Genomic DNA, 19,008 nt, shown 5'->3' on the forward strand with positions numbered 1-19,008 from the left:
GGGCTTTTTCGTTTCTTGGCGCTGCCCTGCATAGGGTTTGGGCATTGTTGAGGGCGCGGCCATCCTGAGGGGATGAGCCAAATTGATGACTTCCTCGCCGGCAAGGCTGCACAGCCCGCGCAAAAGAGCCAAATCGACACATTCCTCGATGCTGCCTCGCCGCCATCCCGTGGCTTCAAAGGCTGGGCGGGCGACGCGCTAGGGGTTGTGGCTCGTGGCGCTATCTCTGTGCCCGAGGCTGCTGTGGGCTTACTCGACATCCCCACTGGCGGCGCGGTCGGCAAGGCTCTGGAGAACGAGGGTGGATCTGTTGGCCTTCGGTTCAAGCAGGCCAAAGAGGCAGCGAGCGATCTGTTCGACTCGGACGCCACCAAGCAGCAGAACCAGCAGTTCCAGCAAGCCGATGGCATCGTAGAGAAAGCCAAGGTTGCCCTCTCCAACCCGAGCATGGTTGTCCGTGCCGTTGGGGAGTCCGTGCCTTCCATGGTCGCTGGTGGCGTCGCTGCGCGAGGACTCATGGCCGCAACAAAACTGGGCCAGATGGGCGCCGCTGGTGCCGCATTGGCGGGCGCGGCCGGCGAAGGCCTGACTGCGGCGGGTTCCGCAGCTGAGCAGATCCGCCAGGAAACTCCCGATGGCCTGCTGACCCCCACCCAGGCCGCGCTCGCAGCCGGTACCGGTGTGGCCACGGCCGGCTTCGGCGTGCTGGGCGGCCGCGTGGCCAACAAGTTGGGCATCGGTGACGCCGAAACCATGCTGGCCCAGGGCACCAAGGGCATGGCGAAGCAGAACGCCGACGATGCCGCTACCGCCGCCGTCAATCCTCTGGTGCAGCAAGCGGCTGCCAAGAGCATTCCGCGCCGCGTGATTGAGGGCGCAATCTCTGAGGGCTTCCTGGAAGAGCTGCCGCAGTCCGTGGCCGAGCAGATTTTCCAGAACGTGGCGCTTGGCAAGGACTGGCTGACGGATGTGGATTCCGCAGCGGTCATGGGCGTGCTGTCGGGCGGCGCCATGGGTGGCGCGGCTTCCGGCTATCACGGCTTCAAGCAACCTAAAGCGGAACCAGGTGCGTCGCCTTCCGACCAACCTGGTGCCGCACCCACTGACGCCGGCGCCGCGCCGCCCAACCCTGGCATGGAACGTATCCAGCAGGCATTTGCCGCCCAACTGGCGGCGCTGCAGCAGCAGGAGCAAGGCGACCCCAACGTGCCCCAGACCGCGCCTCCCGATGGCGCGGCAGCGCTGGCGCAGCAGCAGGCCCAGGCCGCCGAGCAGCGCCAGGCTGCCATGGATGCCTCGCGCGCCGTGCAGAGCCCTGACGATGAGATTTACCAGTCCACCGGTGCGACCGTGCCGCGCTCCGTGGCCATGGGTTTGGACCCTGCTGCCGGCCCGCTGTCGGCCAGTGCCGCGCTGGCTGTCGATACCGGTGCCTCAGACCAGGTGCAGCAGGCCGCTGCGCTGGCCCAGGCTGCCGAGGTGGCGCAAAAGCAAGTCAAAAAGCCTGCCCAAGGCAATCAAAAACAAGAGCAGCCAGCGCTTACGCAGCAAGGCGTAAACCAGGAAACGGGCGAGATTTCGCAGGGCTCGCCCATGGAGAGCTGGAGCGATGCCCAGCTGTCCAGCACCTTCCGTGGCGCTCAGTCGCGTGAGGTCCGCATGCAACTGGCCCAAGAGCTGGGCCGCCGCCGCGCGCTGCGTGAGCAGCAGGAGCTGCAGGCCGAGCTGGATGCAGAACAGCGCGCCAGCGTGCCCGGCGCAGAGCGCGCCGATGCCGCTTTTGCCTCCCTCACCGAAGACGCCGGCCCGGTACCGGCCGATCTGACCATTCCCGCAACCACAGAAGGAAACCGCAATGGCCCTCAAGCCGCCCAAGCCCAGCAAGGTAGCGCGCAACCGTCGCAAGTCGGAGCAGCGCCAGCAGTCGCACTTGGAGCACCAGATGCTCAAGGACGCCCAGGCGCGAATGGCGCGCAGCAAGCAGCCGCTGCAGGCCTGACCGATGGCGCCCCGACTGCGAACCCTGGAGCGCAAGCAGCGCCAGCGCCAGGCCCGGAGGCTCAGGCGCCGAGCGGAAAAGTCGAAGCGCTGCGCCAGCAACTGCGCGACGTAGAGTCCAAGATCCTCGGTGCTTCCCCGGCCGCGATGGGGCAGGGCGGCGGCGACATCGAGGCGGCCATGAAAAGCCGCAAAGTGCCCGTGACCCTCAAAGCGCAGCGCAAGAAGCTGGTGGATCAGGTACGCGCGGCACAAGAGGCCGAGGTGAAAACCTTTGCGCCCGAGACAGGGACGTTGGGCATTCCGCGCGAAGAAATGCCGCAGGTGCCCACGCAATCACACGGCGGCCTGGTCAAGCATCTGAACGCCCAGGGCATCGCGCACGAAACCACAACGGTGAATGCAGCGGACCTTAAACCCACGCAGGCGGAATACTCGCCAGCCAAGGTGGAGGCCGCCAAGGCTGCCACCGGGGACCGTGCCGTGATCGTGTCCAGCGATGGGCATGTGATCGACGGGCACCACCAGGCCATGGCAGCGGCCGAGGAAGGCAAGCCCGTGAAAGCCATCGTGCTGGATGCACCGGTGGAACAGGCGCTGGAGGCGGTGAAGAACTCGCCGAGCGCTCTGGGAAATGAAGAGAATCAGGCCCCAGCGACTGCGAATACTGCGTCAGTAGCTACAAAAAGCGAAGCAAAGACGAAGGCCTACGAAGCCGCCCCCGCTGCCCCCCCTGTTCCCAAGAAGGCCGCATCGCGCGGCATTCTGGCCAAGAAGGCAGCGGCGGAAGAGGCTGCGCGCGCCGAATATTTCGCCCCTGGGAACATCGTCAAGAGCTACGGTGGGCACGACCGCGTAGTGTCATATCTGCCTTCGGACCAAGACGGGCGCTGGAGCGTGACGGTGCGCCAGGTGCGGCCCCAGGACGGGAAGTGGGTCGATGTTCCAGGTCTGCGCGAGCGCACCCACGCCACCATGCCTGATGGTCGCGAGCTTAAGGCGGGGCCGGTGCAGCGAGCGCAGCCCCTCGATCAGTCGCAGCGATTCGGCGCAGGCAAGGCGCTTACCAAGGACGAACGCAAAGCCGTGCTCAATTCGCTAGTGGACGTATACAAGGCGAAGGGCGCGCCAAGGGAGTTGAAGGGGATCGGCCGCGACGGCAACGAGCGCACCGGCTATGTGCACTCGCCTGATCTGTTCGAGAAGTCGGACATCACAGGCGCCATGGTGCGGTACTACGTGACTTTGCCTGATGGACGCCGTGCGCATCCCACGGAGCTTTTCCCAGAGTACACCCAGGCTGACATTGACGCTGAGCTGGAGAAGCAGCGTTCCGAGGAGCGTGCCAAGGCCAACGAGGTGAAGCGGCTCACTGACGATCGGTATCAGTTTGGAAGCCGGGAAGAAGCGGAGGCCTACTGGGACGACCGCAGCGCAAAGTCTCTGCGCACGGCGGCAGGGCTGCCCACCATCTTTGCGGCGTTGGATCGCACGCTGCTCACCGATGGCCAGAAGTTTGTTTTGGTGCCCGATTCCACGATCAAGCAGCCGGGCATGGCTGAGGCATTTGCTGATGCAGGGTGGTCGAAGCCTGATCGCGCAATTGCCGCAATGGAAACCCCTCAGAGTCGGGCCGCGCCGGAATCGGCTGTGCAGGTTCAGGAGCCTGCGCCATCCCCCACAGAGTCCAGCGAGCCCACTGACCGCATCACCGATTTCGGCGAGAAGATCGGTGGTGCGCGCAAGGACCAGGCCGCCACCAAGGGCACAAAGGCTGCTCGTCCGCGCAGCACCGACGAGCGGCCTGCGTGGGCCCGCCGCTTCGAGATCAGCCAGATTGCCAAGAGCAGCCGCCTGGGAGAGGAGGGGCGGTGGGTTGTGCGCGACACGCGCAGCCTGGATGCGTTCAAGCAGCCGCGCCGAATGGGCCGCGAGACTTTCGCCACGCGTGAAGAGGCCGAGCAGGCAGTGCCGCTGCTGGCAGTTGCACAGAAGCACCGGGTGGTGCCAGCGCGAGGAGAGGGCGCTGGTTATGAGATCTGGCGCGACGTGAACGACCGCAAGCGTGTGAAGGTGGTGGACCAGGTGTTCACCACTCGCGAGCTGGCGGTGGAGTACATGGCGGCCCATGCGCAGGAGATCATCGAGACGAACACCACCTTTGGCGAGGCGGACTTGCCTCGCCCACCCTCTGAGGTGCGCACGGGGGCCGAGCGGCGTACCGGCGACGCGCGGGACAGCGACTTCATGGACGTGTTCGGCTTCCGGGGTGTGGAGTTCGGGAACTGGAACAACCAGCAGGAGCGCCAGCAGCTGCTCAATGACGCCTACGACGGTCTGCTCGATCTGGCAGACGTGATGGGTGTGCCACCGCGAGCGATAAGCCTCAATGGAGAGCTGGCGCTGGCATTCGGCGCCCGTGGTCACGGTCTGAGCGGTGCCCGCGCGCACTACGAGCTGGACAAAGTGGTCATCAACCTGACCAAGATGAACGGCGCCGGCTCACTTGCGCACGAGTGGTTTCACGCCTTGGATCACTACTTCGGCCGCCAGGACGGCAAGGCCCCTGCTGAGTGGGTGGTCGCCAAGGACGGCACACGCGCGCTGCAGGTGCACGACGCACCAGAAGACGATATGGCCAGCGGCGGAACGCGCGGCGAGCGCTCTGGCATGCGGCCTGAGCTGCGTGAAGCATTCACGGATGTGATGCGCACGATTGCGCGCAAGGCAGAGGCCTATGTGGAGGACACGGCGCGCGCCGACAGGTTTGTGGCAGCAGCCCGGGAGGAGGTGAAGCGACGCCTCGACTCCATCCGCGCAGACCTGGCGCGTGATCTCGATACCCGGTACTACAAGCGCCACAACAAGGCCGCCACGGCAGATCAGCTTGCCGAGTTTGACTCTGTGGCCGAGAAGGTCGTTGCGGGAGAGGCGCTGGAGCTGCGCGTGGAGTCCAAGGGCTCCGGCCGTTCCATCAGCGCAGGAATCCGCTGGACCAATGACGCGCTCAACCGCCTGAGCGCCGTGATGAAGGCCGTGCGCGGTCGCCAGGGCTTCTCTGCGGATCAGGACGGCCCCCTGGACCGACTGCGCGGCGTGATGCAAAACTACAGCGCGCGGTTGAAGATGCTGGCCGATGCGCAAGACGCGACGGAGAAGAGCCGTGCGGTGCCCACGGAGTTCGTCATGAACGCCAAGGAGCTGGATCAGGGCCGGGGGCAGGACTATTGGACACGTCCGCACGAACTGGCGGCGCGCGCCTTCCAGGGTTACGTGGAGGACAAGATCGCCGAGCGGGGTGGGCGCAGTCCTTTCCTGAACTATGCCCCTGAAAACGCTGCCATTCCCACACCGTGGGGTTTCAAGCGGCCGTTCCCTGCCGGCGCTGAGCGGGTGGCAATCAACAAGTCTCTGGACAAGTTGGTGGATGTCATCCAGACCCGCGAGAGCGAAAACGGTGGCGTTGCGTTGTTCCGCCGCGAGGATGAGGGGCGCACAACGCCCTTCGACGTGGACACATTCCTCAAGGCCATGGGGAGCCAATCGGCTTACTCCGAGGCCGCTCAGCGCCAGGCTATCGACTCCGTTTCTGCCACGGTGGATGCCATCCGCGCCGCCTGGGGCCCGAATGCACCCGAGGTGGTGGTGGCGTTCGACATGCAGGACCAGCGCATCCCCGAAGCTGCACGCAAGGCTGACCTGCGCCAGCGCAGCGGCGGTGCGCGCGGAGCGCCCGAGGGCTTCTACTATCGGGGCAAGGCCTACCTGATGGCCTCTCGCCTGAACACACCTAACGACGCGGCGCGCGTGCTGTACCACGAGGTGCTGGGCCACCACGGGCTCCGCGGCAAGTTCGGCCGCGACCTGGACCAGGTGCTGAACCAGATCGCCACCATGCGCAAAGCCGAGGTGGCCGCCAAGATGCGGGAATACGGCCTGCGCGGGGTGAACAGCCTGAGCGTGCGCGAGGCGGCCGAGGAGGTCCTGGCAGAAATGGCCGAGAAGAATCCGCAGCTGCCATTCGTGCAGCGGGCGATTTCCGCCATCCGCAACTTTCTGCGCCAGCATGTCCCGGGCTTCCAGAGCCTGCGCCTGACGGACAACGACATCATTCAGGCGTACATCCTGCCAGCACGCGGCTGGGTGGTGCGCGGTGGCCCCGATGGTGACCCCGGTGGTGGGCTTGGCTTCTCTCGTGCCGATGAAACCCCGCTGCGCCCGGCATCCACATTCACCGAAGCGCGTGAGGCGGCCCAGGAATTCCAGGGCAAGGCTCTGACCAATGAGGCAACGGGGCTGCGGGCAAATGTGTCTCGCAATACGCTGGACAAGATGCTCAGTCGCAAAGCGGTGGAGAAGTCGGCCAGCGCCCAGGCGCAGTCTCGCGCGGTGGCAAACCTCGACCGCCTGTACCAAGACGCAATCTTCGGGTGGAGCAAGGAAGACCGGGACGGGAACACCAATGTTCGGGCGGTGCACCGCTTTTTTGTGCCCATGGCCATGGATGGGCGCATGCTGATGGCGAAGCTCACCGTGAAAGAAACGGTGGACGCCAATCATGCCAATCCGCTCTACACGGTGGAGGCGGTGGATTTCAACGAAAAATCCCCCGCAGCTGTGTGGGTGGACGCATCTGCCAAAGCCGATGGCATTGACCTGACTTCCATCCGCTCTGCGAGGGACGTTCTCAGTCTAGCGCAGGAGATTGAGCAGCGCAACGCCGAGGATGACGGCGGCGCGTTGTTCAGTCGCTCCAAGATGGCAGACATCGGAGGGTCCGCGATGGGGCAGTTGCAGGAGGCCATGACCCATCCTGGCAAGGTGTCTCTGTGGGACAAGACCGTGGGCACCATGCGCAACCTGGCCGAGCGCTCGCCGGTGTTCAAGCCGGTGTACGAGGCGGCGCAGCGCTTCATTGATGACGTGTCCATGCTGGGCAACGACGCTGCCGACCGCGCGCCGCGCTTGCTGCCCCGGGTGGAGACGCTGGCCGACCTCAAGAAAAAACCGATCACGGCCGCCGACAACCAGGCCGTGGCCAAGCCACTGTTTGAGGGCACGCTGCTGTGGGCGCGCGATGTGGACGGCACGCCCGTGACCACCGAGGCCCTGAATGCGAAGTACCGCAACACCACGCCTGATGAGAAGGCGCAGATCCTGCTGCGCACCGGCAAGATCCAGGAGCAGATGCTCAAGGCGTGGCGCGGCCTGCCGGTGGATCAGTACAACACCATCATCAACAACAAATTTGATAGCACTATCCTCAAGCCGGGTGTTGTCTGGACGGAGAAAGAGCTGAAAAACTTGTTCGACCTGAGCGCCGAGCAGGTGAGCCTGTACCAGGAGGCGCGGGCCGCGATTGACCGATCGATCGACATGACCGCCCGCGCCGACATGCTGCGTGCGCTGGGTGCCGGATACGCTGGCCTGCGTGAGGCAGTTCTGGCGCAGGCCAGCGCGGAAGACGCGATGGTGCTCATCACGGACACGCTGCAGGCCGAGGCGCGCGAGCTGCCAGACCAGGCCGACCGCATCCTGAGTCTGAACAACGCCGTGGTGAAGAGCTACGAGCGTGCCAAGGCACTCATGGACGCGGGCTACGCGCCGCTGTCGCGCTTCGGCCGCTACACCGTGGACGTGGTGGGCAAGGACGGCACGCGCGAGTATTTCGGCATGTTTGAGTCGATGTACGAGTCCAACAAGATGAAGGCCGCCATGGAGAAGGAATTCCCTGGCGCGACCGTCACCCAGGGCACCATGAGTGACGAGGCATTCAAGCTGTTCCAGGGCATCACCCCCGAAAGCCTTGAGCACTTCGGCCAAATGCTGGGTCTGAGCGGCGAGGGCTCGGACCCGAAGGACAAGGCATTCCAGGCCTACCTGCAGCTGGCGAAGAACAACCACAGCGCGCTCAAGCGCCTGATCCACCGCAAGGGCATCAGCGGATACAGCGAGGACGTGGGCCGGGTGCTGGCGAGCTTTGTGTACTCCAATGCCCGCCTGGCGGCCGGGGGCCTGAACGCGGGCACGCTGGAAACGGCCATTGAGGGCATCCCCAAGGAGCAGGGCGAGCTGCGCGACGTGGCCATGGGCCTGCGCAGCTACATCCAAGATCCACAGGAAGAAGGCCAGGCCGTGCGCGGCATGCTCTTCGCACAGTACCTGGGCGGCTCCGTGGCTTCGGCCATGGTCAACATGACACAGCCTTTCCAGATCACCATGCCCTGGTTGAGCCAGTTCGGAGGCTTGCGCAGTGCGGCATCGCACCTGGCCGGTGCCGTGCGGGACATGACCCGGCGTACCGGCTACGAGCCAGACCTGGCCAAGGCGCTGCAAACGGCAGAGGCCGAGGGCATCGTTTCGCCCCAGGAAATCCACCAGCTCATGGCGCAGGCGCGGGGCGCTGGCTCGCTGCGCACGGGCGATGGCACCAAGCTGGGCGATGCACGCGCCGCGGCGGCCAACAACTGGGAGCGGGTGAAGGTGGCATGGGGCCAGCCCTTTGCACTGGCTGAGCAGTTCAACCGCCGCAGCACCTTCATTGCCGCCTACCGCATCGCCAAGGAGCAGGGCATGGCCGACCCGGCGAAGTTTGCCGAGCGTGCCGTGCAGGAAACGCAGTTTGTGTACTCAAAGGCGAACAAGCCGAAGTGGGCACGCGGCACCATCGGCGGCACGCTGTTCACCTTCAAGACCTATTCGGTCAGCTACCTGGAGCTGATGCACCGCATGTGGAGCCAGGGCGGCCCCGAGGGCAAGCGCGCCGTTGGCTGGGCCGTGGCCATGCTGCTGCTGATGGGTGGCGCTGGCGGCCTGCCTTTCATGGAGGATGCCGAGGATCTGATCGACGGCGCCGGCCAGCTCATGGGCTACAACATCAGCACCAAGCACTGGCGCAAGCAGGCGCTGCGCGACGTGGTGGGCAAGGAGCTGGCCGACTTCATGGAGCAGGGCGTGTCCGGCCTGCCCGGTGCGCCCATCGATGTGTCGGGGCGCCTGGGCATGGGCAACCTGATCCCCGGTACCGGCCTGCTGCTGGCCAAGCAGAACCGCGAGCGGGATCTGCTGGAGGTGGCTGGGCCAGCGGGCGACCTGGTGGCGCGCGGCTTCACTGGCGCGCGCAAGCTGCTGACCGGCGACGTGGCCGGCGCGGCGCTGGAAGTGTCGCCAGCGGCGGTGCGCAATGCCGCCAAGGGCATCGACATGGGTACCAGCGGCATCTACAAGGATGCCAAGGGCTACAAGGTCATCGACACGACCCTGGACGAGGCAATCGCCAAGGCCATCGGGTTCCAGCCCAAGAGCGTGGCCGAGGTGCAGGAGGCCAACTCCTTCATGCAGCGCTCCAAGAGCTTCTACATCCAGACCAGCAGCGACATCAAAGCGCAGTGGGCGCAGGCGGTGTTTGAGAAGGATGACACCGCGCTGCAGCGAGTGCGTGACCGGCTGGCCGCCTGGAATCGCAACAACCCGGACCAGCCTATCCTGGCGAAGATCCCGGATGTGATGAAGCGCGTGCGCGAAATGGGCAAGGACCGGACCCAGCGCATCGAGGAAACAGCACCCAAGGCCTTGCGCAGTCAGATGCGGGAAATGGCCCGGGAGAACGGGTAGCCCGGTATAGGGTTTTGCCACATGCCCTGCAGCCGGAAAACTGCAGGGCATGAACACGCCGATCAAGAGCAACCTCACGATCTACAAGCGCGGCACTTACAAAAAGCGCTGGCGCTGGAAGACGCCCAGCGGGACCCCCGTGGACCTGACAGGGTGCGGCGCACGCATGCAGATCCGTTCGGAGGTGGACGGTCCGTTGTTGCTTGACGTGTCGGATTTCATTGCGCTCGGTGGTGTGAATGGAACGGTGGACCTCGTTATCCCAGACGAAACCACTGGCGCCATCGAATGGGAGGGCGGTATCTATGACTTGCTGATCGACCATCCAGGCGGCGATGTCACGCCGTTCGCCGCTGGCGGCGTAGGCATCCTCGAAGGTGCAACCCATGTCGTCTAACTGCGCGTGTGTTGAGGAAGTGCTGACCGATGTTGTCATCGACGAGGTGGAAAGCCCTGTCGTTGCCGAGATTGAGGTTACAGAAGTTGTCGCCGTCGCAGAGCAGGGGCCGCGCGGAATTCAGGGTGTCCCTGGACCAGCCGGCGGTGCCACCTATACGCATACGCAATCAATCCCCTCCGCTGTTTGGACCGTGGCTCACAACCTGTCGCGGCGCCCGTCTGTCGCGGTCACGGATCACCTGGGCAACTTGCTCGCTGCCGATGTTCTGTATGTGGACGCAGACATTGTGCAGATCACTCACGGGGCCCCATACATCGGCTACGCCCACTGCAATTGAGAGGACCACTACCATGAAAATCACCAATATCTTTGACGCCAACGGCAACCGCCTGACGAACTTGCAGGACGCCGTGAACCCGCAAGATGCGGTGACGAAGGCGCAGCTCGATGCCCAGGCCCAGGGCTTCAAGTGGAAAGATCCGGTGCGGGCCGCCACCACGGCCAACATCACCTTGTCGGGCGCTCAGACCATTGACGGTGTGAGCGTGGTGGCGGGAGACCGCGTGCTGGTCAAGGACCAAAGCGCGGGCTCTGGCAACGGCATCTATGTGGCAGCCGCAGGTAGCTGGACCCGTGCCACCGACTTCGACGCCGCCGCTGAGGTACTGGGTGCAACGGTGTTCGTGTCCGAGGGCACGACCAACGGAAACGCCCAGTACAAGATGACCACCGATGCGCCCATCACCCTGGGCACCACGGCGCTGGTGTGGGTGCAGGTGGGCGGAGGCACCAGCTACACCGCAGGCACAGGTGTGAACATCACTGGTGGCGTAATCGCCATCGACACCGCGGTGGTGGCGCGCAAGGTGGCGGCGACTGTCGGGGACGGCACCGCCACGACCATCACCGTCACCCACAACCTGAACACGAAGGACGTTTCTGTCAGCGTGCGCGAGGTCAGTACCGATGCTGGCGTGCTGTGCGACTGGGTGGCCAATGGGGTCAACACCGTCCAGCTCACTTTCTCCACGGCGCCGACCGTAGGCCAATACCGTGTCGTCGTGGTGGCCTGATGAAACACGTCGGCGTCAATCTCGCGTTCGACAAGGGCTATGTGATGTCTGGCCCTAACGTGCTTGTGGGCAACAAAGTGCTCACGGGAACGCTTCTGCCGTTTGCCGGGAATTGGTATCGGCTGTGCTCCATGTCGAACTCGAACGCTGGGTATATGGCGGAGTTCTACCTGGTTATCCCGACGCGCCATGTGATGCTGAAAGTGACGTTCGCAAAAACCACTCAGGGCGCTGCTTACGGCTCAGGCATCCTCAAGGTGGAGCTGCTCGGCTCGTACAACTACGGCCACGCGCATCCTTATCTCTGGCGGGTCGTGGACAACGGCACCAATGGTCAGACGTTTGTTGACATCCGTTTTCCGAACGCCGATGGCACCAGCTCGTTTGCCTACCAGGTGCACTTACTCGCATCGATCCAGAACGGCACGGCCATCGACTTTCCGCTCAGTTCGCAAGGTTCGGGTGTGGGAGCGGGCATTCTGAACTTCGGCTTCAGTATGGGCACCGGGGCGGGCGAAGGTTGGACATCACAGCAGGTGACGCTCAACGCAACCAATGGCGCCTACGAGGCATTGAGCAACACATTTGCCCGCACTGTTGGGACCGCTACGGCGTACTGACCATGATCCTCATTGATGTACTCAAGAGCGACACGCCGCCGTCCATAGAACTCGTTTGGAGCACTGGCGAGGGAGAGTTGCGCCATGGCTATCCGAACTCGGCCATGGCGCAATTGCGCGCCGCGCTGGGCGATCAAGCCGCTCCATACGAGGGACTGATTGCAGAAGTCGAAGCGTCCTATGTTTCTACGCCCATCGAGCAGCGCCGGTCCAATACCTGGGAGGCCATTAAAGCCGAGCGCGACCGCCGCGCTGCCCTGGGCGTGAAGGTCGGCGCGCACTGGTTCCACAGCGACGAGAAGAGCCGCATCCAGCAGCTCGCGCTGACCTCCACCACGCTCGTGATTCCGCCAGGGCTGCAGTGGAAGACGCTGACCTTTGCGCCGCCCCCGGTGTTCGTCGTGATGACCCGCGAACTGGCTATCCAGATCGTGCAGGCCACGGCGGCCAGCGACTCAGCCATCTTCATGGCGGCTGAGATCCACCGGATGACCATGGAAGCGAACCCAGACCCGGGCAGCTATGACTTTTCGGGCGGGTGGCCGCCCAGCATTGAGGACGAAGCACATGACGCAGGTTTCCAATTCGACGCCGCCCGCGCGGCTTAAGCGCCTTGGCGCGCTGGCGCTTGCCTACGGGCAGCAGGTGTTCATCGCTGCCGACCAACTGGTCAATGCGCTGATCCCGCCGCTGGACGGCACTGTGAGCTATGCGGACGAAACGCTGTCCGCGCGTGCGTACCGCGCTCACCGTGACGGCAAGGTGCTGGGCAAGTTGTTCATGCCCATCATCAACCTCCTGTTCTTCTGGCAAGGACCGGGGCACTGCAAGAACGCCTACACCAAGGAGTTCGACCGCAAGAACTACCCGAGCGAGTACCAGCCGCCGAACCAGCCGCGCTACACCTCGCGCAGCACCCGCACCCCTTCGTAGCGCTTTTCTTTCTGCCCGCCCTGTATAGGGTTGGGACAACCAGGGGTGCGCCGGAATGATCCATGGTCATGAAAGACCAGATCCTGCACCCAGAAAATGCCATGACGGCCAAGACCATCGTCAACTGGCTGGCCGCCTTCCTTGGCATCGGCACCTTCCTCGGCGTTGTGAACCTTGCTGTGGGCGTGCTGTCTGCAGCCTGGTTGACGGTGCAGATTTATGGCTACATCAAGCATGAGTTGCCGATGAAGCGCATGCGCCAGCAGATCATGCGGCGCGAGCTGGAGCGCGGTGCAACTCAACCCGCCGAATTGGGCGAGCTGGGGGCCGACAAGTGAGCCGCGTTCCCATCCAGCTGCGTGCCAGCCTGGCCGCCCTGGTCATGCTGATGGGCGCCGGTGGTGGGGCCTACTACGTGGACGAGGCCGCCACACGCGAGGCCAACACCAACGCCTACATCCAGGCCGTGGCCGCTGATCCCGAGGTATCGGACGGCATCCGCATTGCCATGGTGATGGCCAGCTTCTACGAATCCAGCAATCGCCACATCGGCACGCCCTACGTGGACAAACTGGGCAAGGGCCAGCCGCTCACCGTCTGCAATGGCCTGACCGGGCCCGAGGTGGTGGCCGGCCGCACCTACACCCCCGCCGACTGCTACCGGCTGGAGAAGCGCCGGTACATCGGCTACGAGGTCGAAGCCAAGCGCCTGCTCACGCACTGGGCCAGCTACGACCCGTTCCAGCAAGCCACCTTCCTCGACTTCCTGCACAACAAGGGCGAGGGCAATTTCATCGGCAGCACCATGCGCCGCAAGGCCAATGCCGGGGACTGGGTGGGCGCTTGCCGAGAAAACACGCGCTGGAACCGTGGGACTGTGCAAGGCGTTTCCACCGTGCTGCCAGGCCTGCAGCTGCGCGGCGATGCCAACGGCGAAATCTGTACGTCTTGGCGCCTTGGAGTTCATAAATGATTCGCTTTGTACGCATTTCATTTTGTTTGCTCATTTCGTGTATCACGGGTTGCGCTGTGATCCCCACCAGCACCGCCCACAGCGCCTGTGAACTGTTGAACACGGCTTCCCAAGAAGCTGATCTGGCGCCGGCCTGGTATCTGAGTGCCGGCGAGGTACTGGAAGCGTGTGGGCAGGACCGTGCCAGGGCCGATGCCGCCGCCCGCGCCTGCTTTGCCGAGGCCCGCAACGGCTACCGCAACAGCAAGGAATGTGAGGCCATGCCGTGAACCTCACCCTCATCACCCACCTGATCGCGGCCCTGGCCGCTGCCACCGGCGTCTGGATCTTTCAAGACGCCCGCATGGACGCTGCCGTGGCCGAGGTCCGGCTGGAGCAGACGAACGAGCGCCTGGGCGCCGTGAGCCAGGCCCGCGCCGACGAGCGCGGCATCAACAAGACCTACCAAGGAGCCCTCAATGCTGCCCGTGACCGTGAAGCACTTTTGCGCACTGAAATTGACCGTCTGCACGTTGTTTCTGATGGGCTGCGCGACCAAAACGCCGATGCCGCCCGCCGCCTCGCTGCAGCTCCCCCCGCCGCCGTCCTTGAGTACGCCCTTGCCCTCGGAGTCGTATTCAACGACTGCCGCGCGGCGTATGGAGAGCTGGTCCCAAAAGCTGATGGCCACGCAAGTGATGCGCGCACCCTCCGGGGAGCCTGGCCAGTAATCCCGCCCCGGCCGGATGCCGGGCCCACCCCCTGAGTACCTAAATGCCCTCTACCACTATCAAATACTTCGCCTTCGCTCACCTGTCGCCCAAGCTGCAGGCCGTGAGCAAGCCTCTCGGTGAGCTGGCTGAAAAGCTGGAAGCCCTGTTGCCGGACGGCCCCGAGAAAAGCGCCGGCATGCGCAAGCTGCTGGAGGCCAAGGACTGCTTCGTGCGCTGCGCCCTGGACATGCCTGAGACGACCCAAGACAAGTTGCAGGCCCATGCGTCTGGCACTGCCGAGGGTTTTGCCCTGCCGGTGGATGTCCCGCCCCACCAGGCGCGCGTGATTAAGGAGAAGGCCGCCCGCGACGGCGAAATCAGCAGCCTCTCGGCCTTCATCGACGCAAACCCTGTGTTCGCCACGTTGCCCGCCGACGAACAAGCCCGCATGCGCCGCCAGCTCGATGTGATGCGCGAGCTGTCCGTGATCCTGGGCGAGCGCATCGCCAACTTCTAAGCCATTCGGCCCGCCCCGGCCGGATGCCGGGTCAACTCCCTGAGAACATCATGACCTCTACTGTCATCACGCCCACCATAGGCCGTAAAGTCTGGTATCGCCACGATGGAGGCCAGACTCTCGATATCAACGGAGGCCAGGTCAACGTGGTTTCCTACGACGACCAGCCGATGGATGCCACCGTGATCTATGTGTGGCACGACCGCTTGGTCAACCTGCGCATTACCGATCATGCTGGCAACACCTTTGCGCTTACCAGCGTCAATCTATTGCAGCAGGGCGATGTGACTCCGGGCTACCGCCACTGCGAGTGGATGCCGTACCAGAAGGGTCAGGCGGCGAAGGCCGCAGCCTCGGCACCCCCCGTGGTGGACCCCGGCCCCGACTCCCTGGAGCGCGAGATACAGGCCAAGGCCGACAAGGGCCCGCGCGTGACGCCTGCAGCATTGAAGGATGAAATTGCCAGCGCATACTACTTTACCGCCGACGAGGGCGTGTACGGCTATGAAACGCTGAACAGCGAGAGCGTATCTACGCCTGAGCCGCAGGGCCCATTGGGCTTGCTCACTATCTGCGTCTTGGAGCTGCGCAACGGCTTCACGGTGCTGGGCCACAGCGCTTGCGCGAGCCCGGAGAACTTCGACTGGGAAATCGGTAAGCGCATCGCCCGCGAGAACGCAGAGCGCCAGATCTGGCCCCTGCTGGGATTCCGCCTGCGCGACGAGCTGGCCCGCCCGGTGCTCACCGAAGCGGATGCTGCTGCTGATCTGGCCGGCACCCCGCGCCCCACCTGATTTCGACTGCACTACCTGCAGCAGTCCACCAATGAAAAAGCCCCGCCGCAGTGATGCGAGCGAGGCTTTTTACATGTCTGGGTCGTGTTCGTAAGCCCAGTTATCGGCGGACTCAGGGGATGGGTGCGGCCCGTGAAAAGCCGCAATTGGCCTATTGTCATCACCCCACGACTGGCCATCCCAAAACGCAGATGAAGGAGACATTCCTTCGTTTTCATCCCAGCAAATGAGCACGGCGTACCATCCCTTGGGGCCTGTAGGGTTAGCGCGCGACCACGTAAATTCAGCGCTTGTCATTCCATGCATCCCTTGTGTGTTCTACGCCTAAAACATGGGCGCAAGAGTTTCTAGGCAGTCGGCATCTTGTCGAAGTCGGCCAGTGGCATTTCCGTGCCGTCATGCGCCACCAGCACGCCAGCCGTCGTGGCCGAAACCTCCACCGGGCGGTCGTTGAACTTGCCCACCTCTGGGGCGTATCCAGGCATGGAGACACCCCCATACAGCTGGGTAAGCCGTAGATCATCGGCCTGCTGCTTGGTCAGGATCAGCTTCTGCGGCTTGGTTCCTGGGTGCTTGATCCAGTGCACGCGGAAGGCATTCGACACCCTGCGGTGGAGTTCTGCCATGCCGGGGTGGTGTGGGGGGAGGTCAACGATGTTTTGGGCGGCCATGGATAGTGATTGTCTACGGTCCAGAGGGGGTGACCCAGCTCATGCCACCCTGCGCAACCGGACCACGTTCGCCTCACCATCGCGGCCGGGTGGGGCGCTGTTCTCGCACCCCACTAGGTAGTCGGCCCAGAGTTTCAGGGCCCTGCGGCGCTCCGGTATTTCCTCCCGCACGTCGTAGACCCCCTCCATGCCCTTGAGCGTGTGGTTCAGGGCAATCTCGGAGATTTCGCGCGACACCCCCATGTTCATGAGGTGGCCCTTGGCCGTGCTGCGCGTGTCGTGGGGGGTGAATTTGCGGATGTCCATGTCACCGCGCTCAAACGCGCGGCGCAGGGCAGCCCAAAGGGTTGTGCGTCCGATAGGCACGTCGCCAAGCTCTTTGGAGCGGTCGGCGCGGCGAGTGGGTAGCACGTACACGGAGTCGCCAGACAGGGCGATCAGCTCGTGGAACCAGTCAACGACGACCGGTGCGAGGGGAACCAGGAAGCCAGCGCGGGTTTTGACGGACTCTGCGGGCACCCACCAGGTGCCGGCCTCCAGGTCCAAGTGCTCCTTCTTGGCCTTGACCAGCTCCACACCGCGCACGCAGGTGGCCAGCAGGATGCGGAAGGCCAGGGCGTTCTCCCGGCCGATGAAGTCAATGCCCGGCAGCAGGGACTGCAGCTCCTTGTTCTCCAGCATGACGCGCTGGCGTGTCTTGGGGCGAGGGCCCTTGAGCGCAGACAGCTTGATGCCGGTGCACGGATTGGCCGCAATGAGCGTCAGGCCGCAGGCGTGGTCGAGAACCTTGGAGATAGAGGTGAGCAGCCGCTTTGTCATCAGCCACGTCCGGCCGCTCTCTTTGAGGACGGTCACGACATCAATGCTCGTTACCTTGTTCACCTGCCAGGAACCCAGGCGCGGCAGGATCACCTGGTCGATGTCGGCATTGCGGTAGTAGATGGTGTCCTCTGCGAACACATCCGGGCGGAGCACCTTCTCTCGATAGTCGGCCACCAGCTCGCGCATCGTCCATGCTGCTGCGGTGCGCGACTTGCGCTCCTGCTTCTCGGCTGCTGGGTCCGCGCCGCCATCAATGGATGCACGCAGGGCGCGGGCTTTCTCCCGGGCCGCCGCGAGTGTCACATCCGGGTAGCTGCCGATGGTCAGCTCGCGCCGCCGCCCACCCTGCACGCGATACCGGAGCACCCATGTGGCGGTGCCGCCTGTGGAAAGGGTGAACGTCAGCCCATCGCCATCCGATTTGGCGACAGCCTCACCTTTTGAGATCCAGCGCTTGATCTGTATATCGGTGAGCGTGTGACTGATTTTGGGCATCGGCAGTCCTTTTTTGGGTAGCTCGGAGTGTAGCTACCCACCTAGCTACCCGGAGTTCATGCGCCAATGAGAATCAGTGTGCGACAGTGTGAATCAAAAAACCCAATGAAAACAACGGCTTGCGATGCTTGCTGAGACGTTGTGATCCACTCTGAAACACTAATTGAAATTCCAGGTGGCAATTTGCATGGTTTTTGGCCGGTAGCGCTAGTGGATCATGCGCTGGCAGCTATCAAAATGTGAGTAAAAGAGTGATGGGGCTGCGCCGTCAGCTGCGGCGCACACGGGTCACAAAGCTGAACGGCAGCCCGTTGGTGCTCACGTGGTGCTCGCGGGCGGTTTCTACCCATTCTGCGCCCAGCACAGGGGCATAGGCATCGCCGTCAAAGTCCTGGGCGATCTCCGTCACCTCCAAGCAGTCCGCCAGGGGCAAGGATTCGGCATAGATCTGCGCGCCGCCAATGATCCACACGGTTTTGCCTGCGTCGCACAGCGCCAGGGCTTCGGCCAGGCTGCCTGCGCGGTGGGCACCCTCGGCCTGCCAGTCGGCCTGCCGCGTCACCACGATGTTGGTGCGGCCGGGCAGGGGGCGAAAGCGCGGGGGCAGCGAGTCCCAGGTCTTGCGGCCCATGACCACCGGGCAGCCCTGAGTGAGCTGCTTGAAGTGCGCCATGTCCTCGGGGATGTGCCAGGGCAGGCGGTTGTCCTTGCCGATGACGCCGTTGGCCGCGCGGGCGTAGATGAGGTGCAGGGGCATGGGGCTCGCTCTGTGCGTGAGTGGGGAGGGGATCAGATGTGCAGGAACGCCAGCGCGCCCACACCCAGGCCCACGGCGGCCACGCCGTACATGCCGTATTCCAGCCACTTCTTCTTGGTCAGCAGCGCAATCGCGGCCAGGGCAATCGCGACCTGCAGCGCAGTGGTGGCCTGGGCCCAGCGGTGGTGCTGGTGCATCTGGGCTTCGCTTTGCTGGTCGAACGCGTGGGCATCGGCCTCCAGCTTTTCGGCTGCGGTCTTGATCTCGTTCTTTTCTTTTTCGTAGCGGTCGATCTTGGCCTGGTATTTGACCTTCTCGGCTTCGGCCGGGGTCAGGTCACGGGCCAGCTCTGCCAGGCTTTGTTTGGTGCTTTTGGACTGGAAGTAATTCCACTGGTTGGAGGCCTCGGTCTTCTTGATGGCCGCGTCGTTCTTCATCAGGCCCGCATTGGCCTGGGTGGCGCCGCCCATGTAGGCAAAGATGGCACCCACCGTGGCCACGATGGCCGTGAACATGGCGATCTTGTTGGTGGACGAGCCGCCGCCATGGTCCGCGCCGTGGTGCGCAGCATCGTGGCCGTGGGTGGCATGTTCGACCGCGTGGTCGTGGGGGCCGTGTACGTGGAATCCGCCGGAAGACATAGATAGAA

At 64.0% G+C, this 19,008-nt stretch carries 17 protein-coding genes; 13 read left to right on the forward strand and 4 right to left on the reverse strand.

Annotated elements, in window-relative coordinates:
* Window positions 1-72 precede the first annotated feature (72 nt).
* The 13 genes from IB236_RS13195 (at window position 73) to IB236_RS24335 (ending at window position 15,614) form a co-directional block, all read left to right on the forward strand.
* A complete protein-coding gene (locus IB236_RS13195) occupies window positions 73-9,612 on the forward strand; it encodes a PLxRFG domain-containing protein (RefSeq protein ID WP_192421132.1) in 9,540 nt (3,179 codons plus the stop codon).
* A gap of 49 nt (window positions 9,613-9,661) precedes the next feature.
* The gene (locus IB236_RS13200; RefSeq protein WP_192421133.1) at window positions 9,662-10,009 is read left to right on the forward strand and encodes a hypothetical protein; all 348 of its coding nucleotides are present in this window, start codon (window positions 9,662-9,664) and stop codon (window positions 10,007-10,009) included.
* Window positions 9,999-10,349, forward strand: a complete 351-nt coding sequence (locus IB236_RS13205) for a hypothetical protein (protein WP_225581141.1) — start codon at window positions 9,999-10,001, stop codon at window positions 10,347-10,349. Before IB236_RS13200 ends, IB236_RS13205 begins: the two co-directional genes overlap by 11 nt.
* 13 nt (window positions 10,350-10,362) lie before the next feature.
* Entirely contained in the window at window positions 10,363-11,085 is a 723-nt protein-coding gene (locus tag IB236_RS13210) for a head decoration protein (protein WP_192421134.1), read from the forward strand.
* Window positions 11,085-11,705: a hypothetical protein gene (locus IB236_RS13215; protein WP_192421135.1), complete on the forward strand. Its 621-nt coding sequence runs from the start codon at window positions 11,085-11,087 to the stop codon at window positions 11,703-11,705. The genes IB236_RS13210 and IB236_RS13215 overlap by 1 nt, the downstream gene beginning before the upstream one ends.
* Before the next feature lie 2 nt (window positions 11,706-11,707).
* Complete coding sequence (locus IB236_RS13220) at window positions 11,708-12,313, forward strand: hypothetical protein (protein ID WP_192421136.1); 606 nt, start codon at window positions 11,708-11,710, stop codon at window positions 12,311-12,313.
* Entirely contained in the window at window positions 12,273-12,638 is a 366-nt protein-coding gene (locus IB236_RS13225; protein WP_192421137.1) for a hypothetical protein, read from the forward strand. The genes IB236_RS13220 and IB236_RS13225 overlap by 41 nt, the downstream gene beginning before the upstream one ends.
* 68 nt (window positions 12,639-12,706) lie before the next feature.
* Window positions 12,707-12,976: a hypothetical protein gene (locus IB236_RS13230; RefSeq protein ID WP_192421138.1), complete on the forward strand. Its 270-nt coding sequence runs from the start codon at window positions 12,707-12,709 to the stop codon at window positions 12,974-12,976.
* Window positions 12,973-13,611, forward strand: coding sequence for a glycoside hydrolase family protein (locus IB236_RS13235; protein ID WP_192421139.1), 639 nt, complete (start codon window positions 12,973-12,975; stop codon window positions 13,609-13,611). The genes IB236_RS13230 and IB236_RS13235 overlap by 4 nt, the downstream gene beginning before the upstream one ends.
* A 95-nt stretch (window positions 13,612-13,706) precedes the next feature.
* Window positions 13,707-13,880, forward strand: a complete 174-nt coding sequence (locus tag IB236_RS24325; protein ID WP_225581142.1) for a hypothetical protein — start codon at window positions 13,707-13,709, stop codon at window positions 13,878-13,880.
* Window positions 13,877-14,356 (forward strand): hypothetical protein, encoded by a 480-nt coding sequence (locus tag IB236_RS13245; protein ID WP_192421141.1) that lies wholly within the window; start codon window positions 13,877-13,879, stop codon window positions 14,354-14,356. The genes IB236_RS24325 and IB236_RS13245 overlap by 4 nt, the downstream gene beginning before the upstream one ends.
* Window positions 14,357-14,364: 8 nt before the next feature.
* Window positions 14,365-14,820 carry a hypothetical protein gene (locus IB236_RS24330; RefSeq protein WP_225581143.1) on the forward strand — a complete coding sequence of 152 codons (456 nt, stop codon included), beginning with the start codon at window positions 14,365-14,367 and terminating at the stop codon, window positions 14,818-14,820.
* A 50-nt stretch (window positions 14,821-14,870) separates the two neighbouring features.
* Complete coding sequence (locus IB236_RS24335) at window positions 14,871-15,614, forward strand: Gp49 family protein (protein ID WP_225581144.1); 744 nt, start codon at window positions 14,871-14,873, stop codon at window positions 15,612-15,614.
* Window positions 15,615-15,961: 347 nt separating this feature from the next.
* Here the strand turns inward: IB236_RS24335 and IB236_RS13260 are convergent, their stop codons facing one another.
* The 4 genes from IB236_RS13260 to IB236_RS13275 all read right to left on the reverse strand — a co-directional run bounded on the left by IB236_RS13260 (window position 15,962) and on the right by IB236_RS13275 (window position 19,000).
* Window positions 15,962-16,240, reverse strand: coding sequence for a hypothetical protein (locus IB236_RS13260; protein WP_192421142.1), 279 nt, complete (start codon window positions 16,238-16,240; stop codon window positions 15,962-15,964).
* 84 nt (window positions 16,241-16,324) lie between these two features.
* A complete protein-coding gene (locus IB236_RS13265; RefSeq protein ID WP_192421143.1) occupies window positions 16,325-17,602 on the reverse strand; it encodes a site-specific integrase in 1,278 nt (425 codons plus the stop codon).
* 268 nt (window positions 17,603-17,870) lie between these two features.
* A complete protein-coding gene (locus IB236_RS13270) occupies window positions 17,871-18,359 on the reverse strand; it encodes a dihydrofolate reductase (protein WP_121943287.1) in 489 nt (162 codons plus the stop codon).
* 32 nt (window positions 18,360-18,391) lie between these two features.
* Window positions 18,392-19,000 carry a DUF4337 domain-containing protein gene (locus IB236_RS13275; RefSeq protein ID WP_056743682.1) on the reverse strand — a complete coding sequence of 203 codons (609 nt, stop codon included), beginning with the start codon at window positions 18,998-19,000 and terminating at the stop codon, window positions 18,392-18,394.
* Between the last annotated feature and the right edge of the window lie 8 nt (window positions 19,001-19,008).

Source organism: Acidovorax sp. ACV02 (assembly GCF_014851475.1).
GTDB classification, from domain to species: domain Bacteria; phylum Pseudomonadota; class Gammaproteobacteria; order Burkholderiales; family Burkholderiaceae_C; genus Acidovorax; species Acidovorax delafieldii.